Origin of the sequence: Tumebacillus avium, from assembly GCF_002162355.1 — a bacterium.
Lineage (GTDB): Bacteria > Bacillota > Bacilli > Tumebacillales > Tumebacillaceae > Tumebacillus_A > Tumebacillus_A avium.
On record NZ_CP021434.1, the window covers coordinates 1,249,273 to 1,266,308 of the forward strand.

The window sequence follows — 17,036 nt, forward strand, 5'->3', positions numbered from 1 at the left end:
CAGGTGCCACTGCGCCAACAGTCGCACCTGAGTCTCCCGCCAAAAATCAACACTGTCGCGGGTGTTCGCCTGCTTGCCCTACAAAGAGCCAACTCCTGCGTGTGAATGCGAGTGTTGCTCTTTTTTAAATTTGGCTAATTTTATAGTAGGACTTTGTCACCCTATGACGAAAAAGATAGTAGGCATTATTACCTATCTATACCTAATCATGGGAGGGACAAAAGGAATGGGTAAACGACTCAAACGGCAGGCGCTATCGGTCTTTTTGATCATAACGCTTGTCGTGACATCCCTGCTCCAGGGCTTTGCCACACCGGCCAGTGCTGCGGCAACGGGTGGTGAGTGGGACCCGCTGCTCGATTGGCTGCCGGAAAACGGCCAGACTTTCGACCCGGCCGGAGAGATCATGAGCTCCGCCGTCAGCGGACAAAACCACACCACCGGCGGCACGGGCAACACGCCGATCGTCGATGTGGCAGATCCTGCGCCGGTGACGCCGCAGGAGCCAGTCAACATCGCCACCGGGGCGTTGGTGCTGACCGAATCTGATTTTTCCTATACGTCGTACGGGCCGAAGCTGGAAATCGCCCGCTCGTACACCAGTGACAAGACGGACAACGAGACGATGTTTGGCCACGGCTGGTCGATTCCGCAGGAACGCCGGCTGCAGATCTTCGCTGATTTTGCGATGGCCGACCTGCAAGCGAACGGCACGACCGAATCGTACGTCTACACGAAAAACGATCCCGACATGATCGTCGAGACATACGACGGCGATGATACGATCTGGTATCCGCTGCACCTCGGCAGCTATGCGGCACAAGACGCCTCCAACAAAAAGGAGCTGGTCCGCCGCGGGCCGACCGACTATCTGCTCCGCGAACCGCTGGGCGGCACGAACTACGCGTTCCACGGCTACTACGCCAAGTGGCGTACCGACGCGCCGAAGACGGCAGGCAAACTGCTGCGCTATGCGGACAATGTAACCGGTCTGACCATGTTCATCGACTATGATGAGCAGGGCCGGATGAAGAAACTGCAAGGCAACACCCGCCCCTATCTGGCGTTTGGCTACCAGGGCGCTTCGTCCCTCGTCTATAGCGTCACAGACCTCGGCGGATTGGTTTACTATTATGGCTATGACTCCAATGAAAACTTAACGAAAGTCACCCGTCCGGACGGCTCGAAGGTGGAATACACCTACGATGGCAGCCACCGCATCACCTCGCGTGCGGAAAACGGCGTGGCGACCTATTTCGAATACAGCGGCGGCAAAGTTTCCGCGATCAAAGATGCGAAAAAACGCACGATCTACGCTTACGCCTATGCGGGCAACCAAGTGACCCGCACCGATTTTGACGGACATCGCACCCTCTACACAATTGGCGCGAACAAGAAAATCGCGCAAAAAGTCGATCCCGACGGCACGACCACGTCCTACGCGTACAACGCGGACGGCAAAGTCACGTCGCTGACGACGCCCAAAGGCACCACGACGATGGAATACGATGCGAAAGGCAACATGACCCGCCGCGTCGAGCCGATGGGCCGCGAAACGCGCATCCAGTACCACGCGGTGTTCGACAAGCCGACCCGCGTCGAACAGCCGGGCGGCGGGGTGTGGGAATACACCTACACCGACCGCGGCGCTGTGCAGTCGGTCAAAGAGCCGAGCGGCAAAGTCACGACCAACGAAGTGTCGTGGTTCTGGCAGGTTGTCTTGTCCCGCACAGACAACGCCTCCCGCGTGTCGACATTTGACTACAACGACTATGCCGAACTGTCCGACATGACCGACCCCAAAGGGCAGGTCACCACTTTCCTGTACGACAACTCCAACCGTCTGAAGGAAGTGAACTACCCGGGCGGCAATAGCTTAACCATGGAGTATCAAGGCGGCAACCTCAAGCCTTCCGTCACCACCGGCCCGATGGGGCTGAAGACGCGGGCCGAGTATGACAAAGGCCGTCTGGTGCGTGAGTACGATGAGCAAAACAACGCTACCGAGTACGAATACAACGACTTGGGTCAACTGGCGAGAAAAATCGAACCGGGCGACCGCACCACTTCTTACACCTACACGCCGCTGGGGCAATTGGCTTCGGCCACCTATCCGGGCGGACGCACCGTCACCTACAAATGGGATGAAAACGGCCGCCTGGAAAGCAAATCCGGCACCGGCGTCATCGCCACCACTTACGAGTACGACATCTACGGCAACGTTGCCGCGCTCACCACGCCCAAAGGCACCACACGCTACGAGCGTGACGCGCTGGGCCGCGTGACCAAAGAGATCAACCCGCTGCAGCAGGAGACGAAATACGCCTACAACGCGGCAGGTCTCGTGGAGACGGTCACTGATGCCAAGAACCAAAGTGTTTCCTTCACCTATGACGCCGACGGCCAGGTGCTGACTAAGAAAGACCAGGCCGGCCGCACCGAGACCTACACCTACGACGACCTCGGCAACCCGCTGACCGTCACCGATGCCGAAGGGCGTGTGACCAGCTACAAATACAACGTCATCGGGCAGCTGGAGTCGGTCACCGATCCGCTGAACCGCACCACGACATACACGTATGATGTGACGGGGAACAAGACCTCCGAGACATTTGGCGGCTTAACCACCCGTTACGAATACGACGAAGCCGGCCGGATGAACAAGCAGATCAACCAAGCCGGCGGCGAGACCGAGTATGTCTATGACAAAAAAGGGCAGCTGCTCTCGACCAAAGACCCGCGCGGGAAGACGACGACCTACACGTACAACCCGTCCGGGCAGATTCTCACGCAAAAAGATCCGCTGGGCAACGTCTACACCTTTACCTATGACGATGCCGGGCGTCTCTCCGGCGTGGAAGATCCGAAAGGGCACAAGGTCACCTACAACTACGACCTGACCGCCCGCACTACCGAAGTGGTCAAAGACGAAAACCTGAAAGTGCGCTACCAATACGATGCAGCGGGCAATCTGGTGTCGTTTACCAACTCCCGCAATCATGTGACGCGCTATGAATACGACGCAGCCAACCGCCTGACCAAAACGCTCACGCCGGACGGCGAGATCGCGTTTGCTTACGACGCGCTTGGTCAGCTCACCTCGGAAACCGACCTCCTCAAACACACCACGCGCTACACGTATGATGCGCTGGGCCGTGTTTTGACGGTGACCGACAAAGCAAACGGCGTCACCACTTACACGTATGATCCGCAAGGCCGCTTTACCGAAGTTCGCCTGCCCAACGGCGCGACCGAACGCACTGAGTACAATGTGGTGGGTCAAGTCATGCTGCAGAAAGATGCGGGCGGCGGCGAGACAAAGTTTGAATATGACACGCTGGGCCGCCTGACCAAAAAGACCAACCCGCGCGGCCATTTTGCCGAGTACCAGTACGATGCGTTGGGCCGTTTGACCGAAGTGACCGATCCGAAAGGCTACAAGACGGCGCTGACGTATGACAAGAATGGCAACCTGCTCACCCGCAGCAACGAGTTGGAGCAGACGTGGAGCTACGTCTATGACGATGCCAACCGTCTGACCGCGGTGAAAAATCCGCTCAACCAGCAGACGACGTATGAATACGACAAAAACAGCAACCTCACCCGCATCGTCGACGTGATGAACCGCGAGACGAAGCTGGCGTATGACAAGCTGAACCGCCTCACCGCAACGACCGACACGGGCGGCTTTACCACCAGCTACGAGTACGATGGGGAAAACAACCTGCTGCGCGAGATCGACCATGACGGGGTGGCCAAAGAGTACACCTACGATGCGTCCAACCGCGAAGTGGCAGTGAAAGACCGCGAAGGCAAGGTCACCACCACCTCCTATGACGCCATGGGCAACGTGACAGGCATGGTCGATGCCAACGGCGTGGCAACGTCCTACGCGTATGACGCGCTGGGCCGCCTGACCGCCGTCACCGATGCGAAAAAAGGCGTCACCGCCTACCGCTACGACGCGATGGGCAACCAGACCGAGCAGATCGACCCGCTCGGCCAGACCACCGTCTGGACGTACGATGCGATGTCGAACGTCATGTCTGAAAAAGACGGCGAAAACGGCATCACCCGTTTTGAGTATGACAAAATGGGCAACCAGACCGCTCGCATCGACGCGCTCGGCAAACGTACCGAGTATGTGTACGATGAGCGCCAACTGCTGACCCAGATTCAAAACCAGGGCGAGACCCCGTCCGTCTTCGAATACGACGAGATCGGCCGCCTGACCCGCGCGAAAAACGGCGCGCTGGAAGAAGTTTACGCGTATGACCAGCTCAACCGCATCACCGCAGTCACCAACCCGCAACTGAGCAAAACGGTTGCCTACGAGTACGACGCAGTTGGCAACCGCACGAAGCTCACCGACCCGGAAGGCCGCGTCATCGCTTACACCTACGATTCGCGCAGCCAGATCCAGTCGATGACCGACCCGGAAGGCCTGGTCACCTCGTATACGTACGATCCGTACGGCCAAGTGACGGAGATCAAAGGCGGCGACCAGACGGTCACCTCCTACACCTACGACCACAACCGCCGTCCGACCAAGATCCACACGAAGACGACGACCGGCGTGCTGTCGACGTTTAACTACACCTACGACGGTCTCGGCAACATCCTGACCCAGACCGAAGAAGACGGCGCGGTGACCCAGTTCACCTATGACGAGCTGCACCGCGTAGTCGAAGCGCTTTACCCGATCGAAAAAATCAAAACCATCCGCAACACCTACTACACCCCGCCGCTGAGCAAGCTCTTCCCGGACGGCGCAGACGGTTCCGGCGATGTCGACACCGCAGCCCCAACCGTCCCGCAAGCAGCCAAAGGCGGCAACAACGCTGGCAACGGTGAAGTGAAAACCCCCGGCGGAGGCAACGGCAACGGTGGCGGAAACGGCAATTCCGGCGGCAAACCCGACACGACGGGCAATGGCAACAACGGCAACGGCGGCGACAAAAATCCGAACAGCAACGGCAATGGCCATGCGTACGGCAAAAACAAGCGCACCGGCACCGACATCAGCGATTACTCGCCGCAGATCCTGCAGGAGCTGGGCTATCCGGCCAACTACGTCCCGGAAGACCCGGACTTCTTCCTGAACCCGGTCGAGCGCGTCACCTACACCTACGACGCAGCGGGCAACCGCACCAGCATGACCGACGACTACGGCCTTGTCACCTACAGCTACGACAAAGCCAACCGCCTGACCGACGTCGACGGTGACAGCTACACCTACGACACCAACGGCAACCTGACCTCGAAAATGACCGCGTACGGCCAGGTCAGCTACAAGTACAACGCGGACAACCTGCTCACCGAAGTCAACTACCCGGATCAGACGTACGTCCACTACGACTACGACGCATTCGGCCGCAAAGTGTCCCGCGATGAGCAGTACTACGACCTGAACGGCCCCGGCGCCTCAATGGGCCAAGGCGGTACAGGCACGGCTGCAGGCGGAGCTGGCAACAACGGCAACGCCTACGGACATGACAAAAACCCCAACCCGGGTAACGGCAAAGGCAACGCCAACGGCCGTGGCAACGGAAATGGGAACAACGGCAACAGCAGCGGAAATGGCAGCGGCAGCACCGCAGGCAAAGGCGGTGTGATCAAAAACTACCACCTCAAGCAAGAGCTGACCAATTACCTCTACGACGGTAACAACCTGCTCAGCGAGTACAACGGTGCGACCGGGGAGACATTTGCCCAGTACTACCGTGGTGCGGATGACCAAGTCGTCTCCCGCATGATGTTTGGCTTCCAAGGCCGCAAAGAGCAAGGCTACCTCGGCAACCTGCGCGACCGCGGGCACCACCTGTTCTACCACTATGACGGCATGGGCAACGTCACCGACCTGACCGACTACCTCGGCAGCGAAGTGCTGAAGTACCGCTACGATGCGTTCGGCGGCGTGTTCACTCAATTGTGGACGCCGTACAACCAAGTCGGTCTAACCGGCAAAAGCTACGACATCAAAGCCAGCCTGATGGACTACAGCGCCCGCTGGTACAGCCCGTCTGTCGGACGTTTCACGACGCAAGACAGCTGGACAGGTCTCGGGGATCTCCCGCAGACGCTGAACCGTTATGCGTACGCCCTAAACAACCCGATCAACATCACCGACCCGAGCGGCCATGCGCCGTGCTACGAAGACGACAACGGCGACCTCCGCTGCGGCTACTCCCCCAACCCCGACGACTGGGGCAACCGCGGAGGCGGCGGTGGTGCAGGCAGCAACGACGACGGCTGGTATCCTCCAGACCCGCTCCCGCCGCCCAACCCGGACGAAGTAGAACCGCCGCCGCTCCCGCCGTGGATGAACAAAGACGGTCGTATCGCGTCTCTGCTCGAGAAGGCAGGAATATCACCACAACAGATGTCGATCATTCTCCAACTGCTATCAGCAGGTGTAGATTCGATCCCAGTCTTAGGCAACATCAAGTCTGCCATCGAAGCGATCACCGGCTACGACATCATCACAGGTGAAAAGCTCGGCTTCTGGGAACGCGCCGCCTCCGGCGTCACAGCCCTCATCCCAGGCGGAGGAGCCTTAAAGAACGCGCTCTCAGCCGGCATGAAGTCAGCCAAAGCGCTCGACAAAGCGGTGAGTCTGGAGAGGAAACTAGACGACGTCCCCATGGGCTGCGGCAACTGTTTCACCGCCGGTACCCTGATCGAGACGGAGAACGGGCAAAAGCCGATCGAAGAGATCGACGTCGGCGACAAAGTCCTATCCAAAGACGATGCCACCGGAGCGATCGCCTACAAAGAAGTCAACGGCACCTTCCAAAGAGATGCCGAAGAGATATATACTATCCAAGTAGGCACAGAAACGCTGACCACCACCGGCGAGCACCCCTTCTACGTCCACAACCACGGCTGGGTGCGCACCAAGAACCTCAAGGTCGGTGACCAGCTTGATACAGCTTCGGGCATGACAATTGAAGTCCAAGGTATCCAGGTGAAGCAGGAAACCACTCGGGTATATAACTTCAGTGTGACAGACTACCATTCGTATTTCGTGTCTGGTCTGAAGATCTGGACACATAATACAAGTGAATGTAAAATCGTTTATCCAAGCAAACCCCATACAAATAAAACTCCGGGGCATTGGGAAGCGATGGTAGACAAGGCCGAGGAGCTTGCACAAACAGGGGATTATAAAGAAATCTACTTGAACAAAGGTCTGAGCAATGTTGTTGAGTTGAACGGGAACTCGAATAGACGACCTGACGTAATGGCAGTAAGAAATAATGGGAAGGTTGATCAATACGAGGTACCGAGTAAGACTGACAACGAGGATGACTTGATCAAGAGAATGATAGATAATAAAAGAATACTCGGTGACAAAGCTGGTGGTATAGAAATACTGTATCCTAAAGTCATGAGGTGATAGTTTGAACGAAACATACAGAACATCTATAGTGTTATATGGAGAAATTGATCTAGAGGGTAATGCATGGCTATCATGGCTTGAATACTGCAAAGATTTAGCTGAAAAACTGGGGTTTCCACCAAATTATCTAGGTGTAACTGGGGAGGCCTTCAAGTCAGGTAAAATACTATCTTTAAGTAGGACGCAAAATCGGCTAAAAAAATCAATAGTGGCGAACGAAGAATTTGAGTCAGTCGCGGTGTATTCTCTGCCATCTGATTTTAACACTGCCATTTTTGATTACGATCTTTACTTTGTTAGGACTAGATTGTACGAACCCTCACATCTTATGGTTTCTATGTCTAGTGAAGTATTCGAGAAAATAGAAGTGAATGAATTGCTTTCAGAACTTAAAAAGCATATTAGTTTCGTTTCCGGAGAGATTTTTATGCTGTCTAAGGAGCAGTCTTCAGGTCTTTATGCTGCAAAAGTTAACCCCCCCGCTTCCTTTAGGTCTCTCAGAGTTATTGAGGAGTTAAGATGAGGTTAGAAGCCATAGGATGTAATCATCCTATGGCTTTTTTTTTACTAAGAGGAGAAATGGATAAAGTGCCAATTTGTCCGAAACGCATCCGGCGTGAAGTGCTCCAGTCTAACCATGGTACTTAATGAGCAAGCGCTATGTTTAATCAAAAACAGCCAAATTGATCAACATCACCGACCTGACCGACTACCTCGGCAGCGAAGTGCTGAAGTACCGCTACGATGCGTTCGCTGCGTGTTCACCCAGCTCTGGACGCCGTACAACCAAGTCGGTCTTACCGGCAAAAGCTACGACATCAAAGCAAGCCTCATGGACTACAGTGCCCGCTGGTACAGCCCCTCTGTCGGACGTTTCACGACGCAAGACAGCTGGACGGGACTTGGAGATCTCCCGCAGACGCTGAACCGTTATGCGTACGCCCTGAACAACCCGATCAACATCACCGACCCAAGCGGTCATGCGCCGTGCTACGAAGACGACAACGGCGACCTCCGCTGCGGCTACTCCTTCAACCCCGACGAAATCGAGCGGCCCCGCTCCCGCCGTGAATGAACAAAGACGGCCGAATTGCGACCCCGCTCGAGAAGGCAGGTATGTCACCGGCGGAGATAACAACCATGTTCCAACTGATTGCGATGGGCGTCGACTCCATCCCAGTCTTGGGTCACATCAAGTCGGCGGTAGAGGCGATCACCAGCATTGGCTTTAACACTCTATGTTAGAAATGAAATTGATGATATAATAATATATACATAATTAAACGAGTCCGTTACACAGGAGGAGATGGAAGATGCCTACAAATTCGGTGAGTACTGATGCAATAGACTGTCCTTATCGGATTTCGCTTGGCAGAAGGATCAAAGAAATTCTGCTAGAGCGAAAAATCACACCGAACTCTTTTTATAGCAAAGTCGGCATGGGCCGAGGCACTTTCTATGACTGTCTAGACGGGAAGCGTCGTATAGCTCCATCTGAACTAACCATCATCGCTGATAAACTCAATCTATCTTTAGCCCGAATTAAGCAAGAGGATACGATGGAGGCTGCCGCTGAATTACGTTCCTTGATAAGTAAACGTATTGCTTCAAAAAAGGCGATTCAGTTAGGACAGGCTAATCTGGACATTGCCCTAGGCATCACTGAAAAGTTTGATGCACTGAAAGATCTGGGAGGCGCCTATTTCCTTCTCCATCAGTATGATGAGGCGTTTAACCTATGGTTAAAGGCTATGCCATATGCAAAAGAAATCTATGAGAGATACGGTGATCAAGAACGGCTTTTTCAAATAACCAAAAATCTAATTCTCTCCCTAACCATTCGTAAAGATTTCCTTGAGCTGCAGCGGGTTTTAGACAGCCTATCTCCCTCTTTCGAAAGGTCTAAGCCAGAGTATGCCGGTGCATTATTTTATTCGAAAGGGATCGTAGCCTTCCATATCGGCAATCTAGAAGAGTCGAGAACTAAAATGTATGAATCGCTCGAACAATATCGACTAACGGACAATACAAAGGACATTGGTACCTCTCTTCACAATGTTGCCTACTCGGAATATAATCTCGGCAATTACTTACAATCAAAGAAACTCTTTGAGGAATCCTTACTCTATTTAGAAAGCCATCCGGAAGAAAAGTACTACAGTTATAAAGATTATGCCAAAACTCTAATCGCGTTAGGCTTACATAATGAGGCTAGTCAGATTATTAAGCAGTCTTTAGACAAAATGATCTTTGAAAATTTCGATTCCCCTGAACTAGTTGCCAAGTTCCTCTTATTGCTAGCCCATTCATCAAAAGATATTGAGCCTGCAAAATCAGTACTGACAATGAAGCAATTAGACCGCAGTCTCGTTGTGACGGCCTGCCAGATTCTGATGAATCATTACAGTGCTGAAAGTGATAGTGCGGAACTTATGAAGTATTATAAGATTATGGGGCAGTTTACACTGTCCTCATCAGCGTATTGGAGGGGATTGTAATGAAGAAGATTGCATTTGGAGCAGTAGCGATTGCATTGCTTATTTCCATTTCTTTTGCCCACGCGGAGACTGAAATAGCCGAGTTTCGGCCACCAGGCCCTTCGATTGCTTCGACGGTTGAATAGCTCCGAAAGACTCTCATATTTTGAGAGTCTTTTTTGTGCCTTGCGATATTATAAGCATTTCGAGCTACATACTAGAAATTGGTTTTTCGGAATAAAATCACTGATTCCGAGAATCCTTAATCAAGATGTATTTTTGTGCAATATAAAATTTATACTATCTTTGTTAAACCAAAAGCAAAGGAGGTCATTTCGATGATGACTCTGTTTTTCCGCAAGGTTAGTCCTTCTGCCTGTCGTTTCTTCGTTCTTGCTCTCGTCATCATCCTGATCGTTGGTTGTGGAAAAGCTAGCGAGTCTTCTCTCCCTAACGGACAGCAAGAGCAACCAGGGGCAGTCTCCGCTCCACCTTCCAATCCAACCTCCCCCACCACACCGGCCACAGCAGCGCCGACTGGCATGAAGATGGGTGCCGACGGTCAATTGTATCTGTCAAAAAACGGCCTGCAAATCCTCACAACGCCGCCTGAAAGCGGCCCTGAAGAAGTTGCTTGGCGATTTTTCAAGTTGCGCGGTGAACAGAAGTACGATGAAGCGGTCGAACTGTTAGGCGGCTACTTATATCCAAATTATAAGAACGAACCAAGTCGTAACGTTCTAATGGAAGTAACCGCCAGCAAATTCGTACGAGCAGCAGACATCACCAAGATCGCTCCTGTCGAAGGAGAGACGGACGGTGCCTTCGCGAGAAAAGTGATTTACTTAGAAATGAACTTTAAGCTGCGCGGCATTATGTCACCGGAAAGTACCGACATGCGAGACGGATTGAACCACTATGCCGTCCATCTGATCCAAGAGAAGGAAGGCGACCCTTGGAAAATCGTACTGCTCGGTGGCTGCCCTTGGCTGGAAAAATAAATAGACCTTAAAACGACGTTCTCGCCACCCCTGGCCAGAACGTCGTTTTCTTTCTATCATCCCCATTATATGAGAAGGGAAACCTACCCCGCTGTGGAATGAGGTTATATCGGTGTAAAAATGGAAACAACGATCATATACTTTGAGTAGTAGAAACCTTCGAGCGAGGAGATTGCTGCAATGAAGATCAAATACATCTACACAGATCAGGTAGGGCCCTTGTCTGACGATTGGTCTGTTGACTTGACCGATGATTGGAGTGGGGATGTCCACCGTAACATCCTATTATCCGGCCCCAATGGTTCGGGAAAGTCTACGGTATTGCGTTTAATATCCCAATTTTGGAAAATAACAGGGAGTACTATCCTTAATACCAGCAGAGAGAAAGTAATAGGAACCGGCTGGCTTAGTAAATGGAACGGATCTGCCATAATTTTTGAAAATCTGTTTCCTAGTGCGCCACCACTCGTCGGTTTCATACATGGCAGTCAGTTATTGTACGAAAAATTACAAGATCTGCATCCAGATGTAGTCTGGATGGGAGGGGTTTCAATTAAGAAAACAAACACTGGCAATGAATTGACAATCCTTAGACCGCAAGGAAATTGGTTTTCGAAATGGCGTGACGCCCAAAAAAAACTCCTTCTTGTGCCCGGTGAACCTGCTCAGACCCCTAACATGATTTACCTGAACGCAGAAGATCGTCGTTGGCGTGCTCCAAAAAAGAGAATAGGCGCTCCTATACCTGATGACTATAACAATCGCTGGTTAACCACTTTTCAGGTCTCGGATGATTGGCAGGGCTCTATTGAGTCATCTCTGGTCAATTTGAAAATCGTGAATCAAAAGAAATACGAACAGATTATTCACGATCTGAACCGTTACCTTGTTAACAAGCAGATTGATCCTGTTATTCATGAAGAGGACAATAATCGTTTAAGAGTGATCCTGTCGCGGGCAAACTCCTGGCACACCTTAGACGATTTAAGTTCCGGGGAACATCAGGTATTGATTCTTCTCTATTTGGTAAGTCGTTGGATGGAACCCGGCGGCATCGTGTTGATCGATGAGCCTGACTTGCATTTACATCCGTCGCTAATTAACGGGATGTTAGGGCAACTAGAGAACATTGTGAAAGAGCGAGACGGACAATTGATCATCACTTCCCACAACCCGGATATTTGGGAACGCTACGACACCATCGGGAAACGTGTCATGCTCGGAGGCTCATGATGTCTAAATACACAAACAAAATCCGCAGACATATTCGCGAGACTTATTTGGCAAACCGTGAGAAAAAAGTATTGCTCGTTGAGGGAGATGGTGACGTTTCATCCTATCAGAATTTATTTCGTAAGCAACTCGGGGAAACCTGGGAAGAACATTGGCATGTTGAACCTGTCTCGGGTAAAAGAAATGTGCTCGCAATTCTTGATAGTGAACCTGAATGGTTTGGAATCGTTGATAAAGATGCGTGGCAAGAAGATGAGATCGCCAATCAAGCCTCTGAAAGCGACCAGATCACACAATGGGTGCACGGAAAGCAATTCTTTACGAACCGTGTTCACACCGTTTTAACCCGCTACTTGGGCCAAACACAGGAAAAGAAACTCAAAGATCAGCTCTGGCAAACGCTGCCCATACCTGCGGATTGGGCGCCGCTTTGGGTTCATATCAATTAACAAAAAAGACGACGCTCTGCCTCCTAGGCATGAACGTCGTCTTCTTGATTTCACTTGTCCCTTCGTCTCCGCTGCCAGCGCCGCCAGAGCCTGCCTTTCCGCTTATCTGCTTTTCACCAGCAGTTCAACCGCTTCTTTAATCACCTGCTCCGGCGAGTTGCCCTTTTCCAGCTCCTCCCGGATGCACGCTTCCATATTGCCTGCGACGATCAGCCCGATCGTGCGGTCGACAGCGGAACGCACCGCCGACAGCTGTGTGACCACATCGCGGCAGTCCTTGTCCTGTTCCATCATCGACAGCACACCGCGAATCTGCCCTTCGATGCGCTTCAATCGGTTTTTCATCCCATCGGTGTATTCCATTGCCGTTCCACCCCCACATTCTGCTTCTTATGATACCCTCGTGCCTTGAAAACGTGCAACTAGAGAAACAGATTGGGCGGCGTCGACAACCAGCGCCACCTTGTCAACACCCGAAAAAACCCTGCCATCAGGTTGCATACTGATTGGCAGGGTTTTACGATCACTTATGATTTCGATTCAGCGCTGTTTACAATACGCTTCATCTCTTGCAGGAGATCGGTGTTTTTGGACATGTCCTCACGCAGGTCGATCATCTCTTGACTGACTCGTGCCTGTTTGTGCTGAACACCGGCCAGACTGTCCTGCACAGCATGCTGATTGGCCGAGATCGCGGCGATCTGCGTTTGCAGACCGGTCACCGACTCGGCTGTGCTGCGAATCCCCTCCGAGATCTGCAGCACTTCCTCTGTGGCAGTGGCCACCTTGCCGTTCACCTGGTGCACGGTCGCTTCAAACTGTTCATAGGACGAGAAACTCTGCTGGATGGTCGCTTCAATTCCCGTCAGCTGCGCCGTAATTTTATCGGACGCCTGGTCGGTGGCGTTGGCGAGATTGGTTACCTCTTGGGCTACGACCGCAAAACCTTTGCCATGTTCTCCGGCGCGGGCGGCTTCGATCGAGGCGTTTAAGGCGAGGATTTTGGTCTGTGCCGAAATGCGGGTGATCTCGGCGCTCATCTCGGAAACGACTTTGGTCATCTGGAGCAGTTCGTTCATCAAGGCAAGCGTAGACTGCACATTTTGCGAGAGCTGTTCGTTGCTTACCTGAATCTCTTGAAAACCGCCGGTCAGACTGGTCAGGCGTGCGCTGTACTGGCCGATGTGCGTTTTCGACTCCTGAATTCTGGCCGAGAAAGCGTTCAACTGTTCGGCATTGCTTCCCACCGTCTGCTTAAGCGCATCGATGCCGGTGGAATTGGATGACAGAAACTGCATGACATTGTCGGTCGCATCGCTGACATACTGCATCAACTGATCCATCGTTTCGATAAATACGGGCAGCTTGTCGGATGCCACCTGTGTTTCCGGCCGCACCGGGGCGGCCACCGTCAGTGCGCGGAACAGATCTTCCACAGCCGGACGGTCAAACTGCGACTCCCCGATATAAGAATAGCGAATGACATGCTGAGCATCCAGCAGATAGGTGCTCGGAATGGCGATCCGGAACGAGTCCCATTTGATCGGCGTAAAGACCTCATAAGCTTTGATCATCTCGCGAGTTGGATCGGAGAGCAGCGGAATGCGAATCTTTTCGCTTTCCGCAAACTGTGCCAGCGATTCCACTTTCTGCCCGGCGATGGCCAGCAATTGGACGCCGCGCTTTACAAACTCATCGTAATATTGATTCAGCTCACCGAGCTGACGACGGCAATTCGGTCAGAAGGTTCCCCGAAAAAAGATCAGCATCACGGGCTGATTCTGATAATCGGACAAGGATACATCCCGTCCGCCTGCGGAAGGAAGCGTAAACGGCACCGCTTGCTTCCCAATCGACAATCCTTTTTTTCCCATGGAAACACCTCCTGTCTGAGAGATTCTAGATCGCAAGAAGACGCTCCTGCCTCCCCAGGCAAGAGCGTCTTCTTTTTGTTGGGTTTCGTTATTTAAAAAACTGCACAATCTGGGCTCCCAGCCAGATCCCGACGATGCCGAGAATCCCCGACAGGACGGGTGGGGCAGGGAGGGGGAGGCGCATCAGCGTGAACAGCACGCCAACGACGATCCCGGTGATCAGCGAGAGAATCAAAACTTTCAGGTCCATAGACGGACACCGCCTTTCCCAATGTCAAAACTGATTAGGCCGGCACCAGCGGGGTCACGTTGACCACCAGCTCCATGCGGCTCTTCTCTCCGGCGAGTCGGAGGTTGTAGACGGCTTCGATGCGGCCGCCTTGTTCGTTTACATTCAGCACCAGCTTGGAAGTGCGGGTGACCAGCTCAAACGGGCCGTAGGGCGTGTTGTAGGAGCCGCGCTGCTCTTGGCCTTTGACCAGCACTTGGCGCATCGTCGTCTCGCCCTGGCGGATCAAGGTCATCTCCTGACCCTGCACGCGCATCGTCGTCAAGGTCGAGCCAAGCCCGGCCTCGTCGCTTTCCCGGTACGAGATGTAGATCGACTCGCCTTTTACATACAGCTTGCCTTCCGCCTCCGTTTGAAACGTCTGGCGCTCTCCGTTCTTCTGCCGCTGGCGGGACCAGACGGTGACGCGAACCGCCCCTTCCATCTTCCCATCTCTCCTTAGGTGGACAAAAGCAACTCCCGCACAGCTCGGAGTTGCTTTTCCCCTGAACATTTATTTTGTATTCGGAACCAAGCCGAGCAAGACTTCGCGGACAATCTTCGAAGCCAAAATTTGCGTCTTTTCGGACGGATCGTAGACCGGAGCGATCTCCACGAGGTCAAACGCCACGATGTTCAGACCGGCGTCGCGCATCAGGTACAAGGCTTTGAACAGCTCGCGTGCCGTGATGCCGCCCGCATCGAGCGTGCCGGTGCCCGGCGCTTCCGCCGGGTCGACGACGTCGATGTCGATCGTCAGGTAGATCGGACGGCCCTTGAGCTCGTCGATCACGCCTTGCAGCGGTTCCAGCACGTCGAACGGGTAGAAGTTGGTGTTCGCGCGGCCGTATTGGAACTCTTCACGGGTGCCGGAGCGGATGCCGAACTGGTACACATTTTGCGGACCCACCACATCGCATGCTTTGCGCAGGACGGTCGCGTGCGAGTAAGGCTCGCCTTCATAGTCTTCGCGCAGGTCAGCATGCGCGTCGAACTGCACGACGACCAGATCGTCGTACTTTTCTTTGACGGCGCGGATCGGGCCCCAGGAGACGAGATGCTCGCCGCCCAGGCCAATCGGGAACTTGCCGTCGGCGACCAGCTGCTTCACGTAATCGTACAGCTGCTCCACAGAGCGCGCCGGATTGCCAAACGCCAGCGGCACGTCGCCGCCGTCGAAGTACGCCACTTCTTCCAGATGCTTGTCCAGGTACGGGGAGTACTCTTCCAGCAGGATCGAGACTTCACGCACGCGCTGCGGCCCAAGGCGGGTGCCTGCGCGGAAGGAGACCGTCCAGTCCATCGGCATGCCGTAGATGACAGCGGTTGCTTCGTCATAGTTCTGCGTGGCGCCGATAAACTCGCGGCCGGAATATGCCGGGTCGTTTTTCATGCGATGGTTTTCCATTATTTCAACAGCTCCATCACGAACTTCGGCACGTTAAAGACCGACTTGTGCATGCCTTTGTGGTAGTACTTGGTGCCTTCCGGTTCGATCAGCTTGCTGTTTTCCACTTCCAGCGGATCGTGCTTCTTGGAACCCATGGTGAAGGACCACAGGCCGGACGGATAGGTCGGGATCGACGCGGTGTAGTAACGGGTCACCGGGAACAAGGACGAGATGTCTTTGAACACGCGGGTGATCAGGTCGGCGTTGAAGAACGGGGACTCCGTTTGCGCGACCATGATGCCGTCTTCTTTCAGCGCGTCGTAGATGCCTTCGTAGAAGCTCTTCGCGAACAGGCCGACAGCCGGACCAACCGGTTCGGTGGAGTCGACGAGGATCACGTCAAACGAGTTCTTGTTGTCGTGGATGTACTTGATGCCGTCGACCACTTGCACGTCAACGCGCGGGTCGTCGAGCTTGCCTGCGATCTCCGGCAGGTACTCGCGGGAGACTTCGATGACGCGGCCGTCGATTTCAGCCAGCACGGCCGTTTCGATCGACGGGTACTTGAGGATCTCGCGGATCGCGCCGCCGTCGCCGCCGCCGACAACCAGTGCGCGCTTCGGGTTCGGGTGCGTGTTCATCGCCAGGTGGGTGATCATTTCATGGTAGACAAATTCGTCCTTGTCGGTGGTCATGACCATGCCGTCGAGCACGAGCATTTTGCCCCACTGTTCGGTTTCGATCATTGCCAGGTCTTGAAATTCGGTCTGCTCAGTGTGCAGGGTCTTGCTGATCTTCGCGGTGATGCCATAGTTTTCGGTTTGCTTTTCGGTGTACCAGAGTTCCATATCTCCAGAACCTCCTCCATATATGTAAGAAAAACGCTCTTGCTTGTTCGCATGCATAACGCTAGGTATTATACCAAACATAATGGAAAAATAA

General features: G+C 53.5%; 14 protein-coding genes. 8 read left to right on the forward strand and 6 right to left on the reverse strand.

Annotated features, from left to right (window positions below):
• The first annotated feature begins 226 nt into the window (after positions 1-226).
• From CBW65_RS05695 to CBW65_RS05725, 8 genes are all read left to right on the forward strand, one after another.
• A complete protein-coding gene (locus tag CBW65_RS05695; RefSeq protein ID WP_198299760.1) occupies positions 227-7,399 on the forward strand; it encodes a polymorphic toxin-type HINT domain-containing protein in 7,173 nt (2,390 codons plus the stop codon).
• A 4-nt stretch (positions 7,400-7,403) separates the two neighbouring features.
• On the forward strand, positions 7,404-7,925 hold the full coding sequence (locus CBW65_RS05700; RefSeq protein ID WP_087456024.1) for a hypothetical protein: 522 nt from the start codon (positions 7,404-7,406) through the stop codon (positions 7,923-7,925).
• Between the two features lie 234 nt (positions 7,926-8,159).
• A complete protein-coding gene (locus CBW65_RS05705) occupies positions 8,160-8,477 on the forward strand; it encodes an RHS repeat-associated core domain-containing protein (RefSeq protein WP_157721796.1) in 318 nt (105 codons plus the stop codon).
• Positions 8,478-8,715: 238 nt separating this feature from the next.
• Positions 8,716-9,900, forward strand: a complete 1,185-nt coding sequence (locus tag CBW65_RS05710) for a helix-turn-helix transcriptional regulator (RefSeq protein ID WP_087456026.1) — start codon at positions 8,716-8,718, stop codon at positions 9,898-9,900.
• Positions 9,900-10,025, forward strand: a complete 126-nt coding sequence (locus tag CBW65_RS25035) for a hypothetical protein (protein WP_269768006.1) — start codon at positions 9,900-9,902, stop codon at positions 10,023-10,025. The genes CBW65_RS05710 and CBW65_RS25035 overlap by 1 nt, the downstream gene beginning before the upstream one ends.
• 192 nt (positions 10,026-10,217) lie before the next feature.
• Positions 10,218-10,880: a hypothetical protein gene (locus CBW65_RS05715; protein ID WP_087456027.1), complete on the forward strand. Its 663-nt coding sequence runs from the start codon at positions 10,218-10,220 to the stop codon at positions 10,878-10,880.
• A 180-nt stretch (positions 10,881-11,060) separates the two neighbouring features.
• A complete protein-coding gene (locus CBW65_RS05720; protein WP_087456028.1) occupies positions 11,061-12,113 on the forward strand; it encodes an ATP-binding protein in 1,053 nt (350 codons plus the stop codon).
• On the forward strand, positions 12,113-12,562 hold the full coding sequence (locus CBW65_RS05725; protein ID WP_087456029.1) for a hypothetical protein: 450 nt from the start codon (positions 12,113-12,115) through the stop codon (positions 12,560-12,562). Before CBW65_RS05720 ends, CBW65_RS05725 begins: the two co-directional genes overlap by 1 nt.
• Positions 12,563-12,664: 102 nt before the next feature.
• On the opposite strand, the gene CBW65_RS05730 is transcribed toward CBW65_RS05725, so the two are convergent.
• From CBW65_RS05730 to speE, 6 genes are all read right to left on the reverse strand, one after another.
• The gene (locus tag CBW65_RS05730) at positions 12,665-12,925 is read right to left on the reverse strand and encodes a metal-sensitive transcriptional regulator (RefSeq protein ID WP_087456030.1); all 261 of its coding nucleotides are present in this window, start codon (positions 12,923-12,925) and stop codon (positions 12,665-12,667) included.
• Positions 12,926-13,089: 164 nt separating this feature from the next.
• Complete coding sequence (locus CBW65_RS24745; RefSeq protein ID WP_232463512.1) at positions 13,090-14,436, reverse strand: redoxin domain-containing protein; 1,347 nt, start codon at positions 14,434-14,436, stop codon at positions 13,090-13,092.
• Positions 14,437-14,524: 88 nt separating this feature from the next.
• Entirely contained in the window at positions 14,525-14,686 is a 162-nt protein-coding gene (locus CBW65_RS05745; protein WP_408646529.1) for a XapX domain-containing protein, read from the reverse strand.
• A gap of 34 nt (positions 14,687-14,720) precedes the next feature.
• Positions 14,721-15,149 carry a YwiB family protein gene (locus tag CBW65_RS05750; protein ID WP_157721797.1) on the reverse strand — a complete coding sequence of 143 codons (429 nt, stop codon included), beginning with the start codon at positions 15,147-15,149 and terminating at the stop codon, positions 14,721-14,723.
• Positions 15,150-15,218: 69 nt separating this feature from the next.
• Entirely contained in the window at positions 15,219-16,097 is an 879-nt protein-coding gene (gene speB, locus CBW65_RS05755; RefSeq protein WP_087459133.1) for an agmatinase, read from the reverse strand.
• Between the two features lie 14 nt (positions 16,098-16,111).
• Complete coding sequence (gene speE, locus CBW65_RS05760) at positions 16,112-16,942, reverse strand: polyamine aminopropyltransferase (protein WP_087456032.1); 831 nt, start codon at positions 16,940-16,942, stop codon at positions 16,112-16,114.
• Positions 16,943-17,036: the final 94 nt, after the last annotated feature.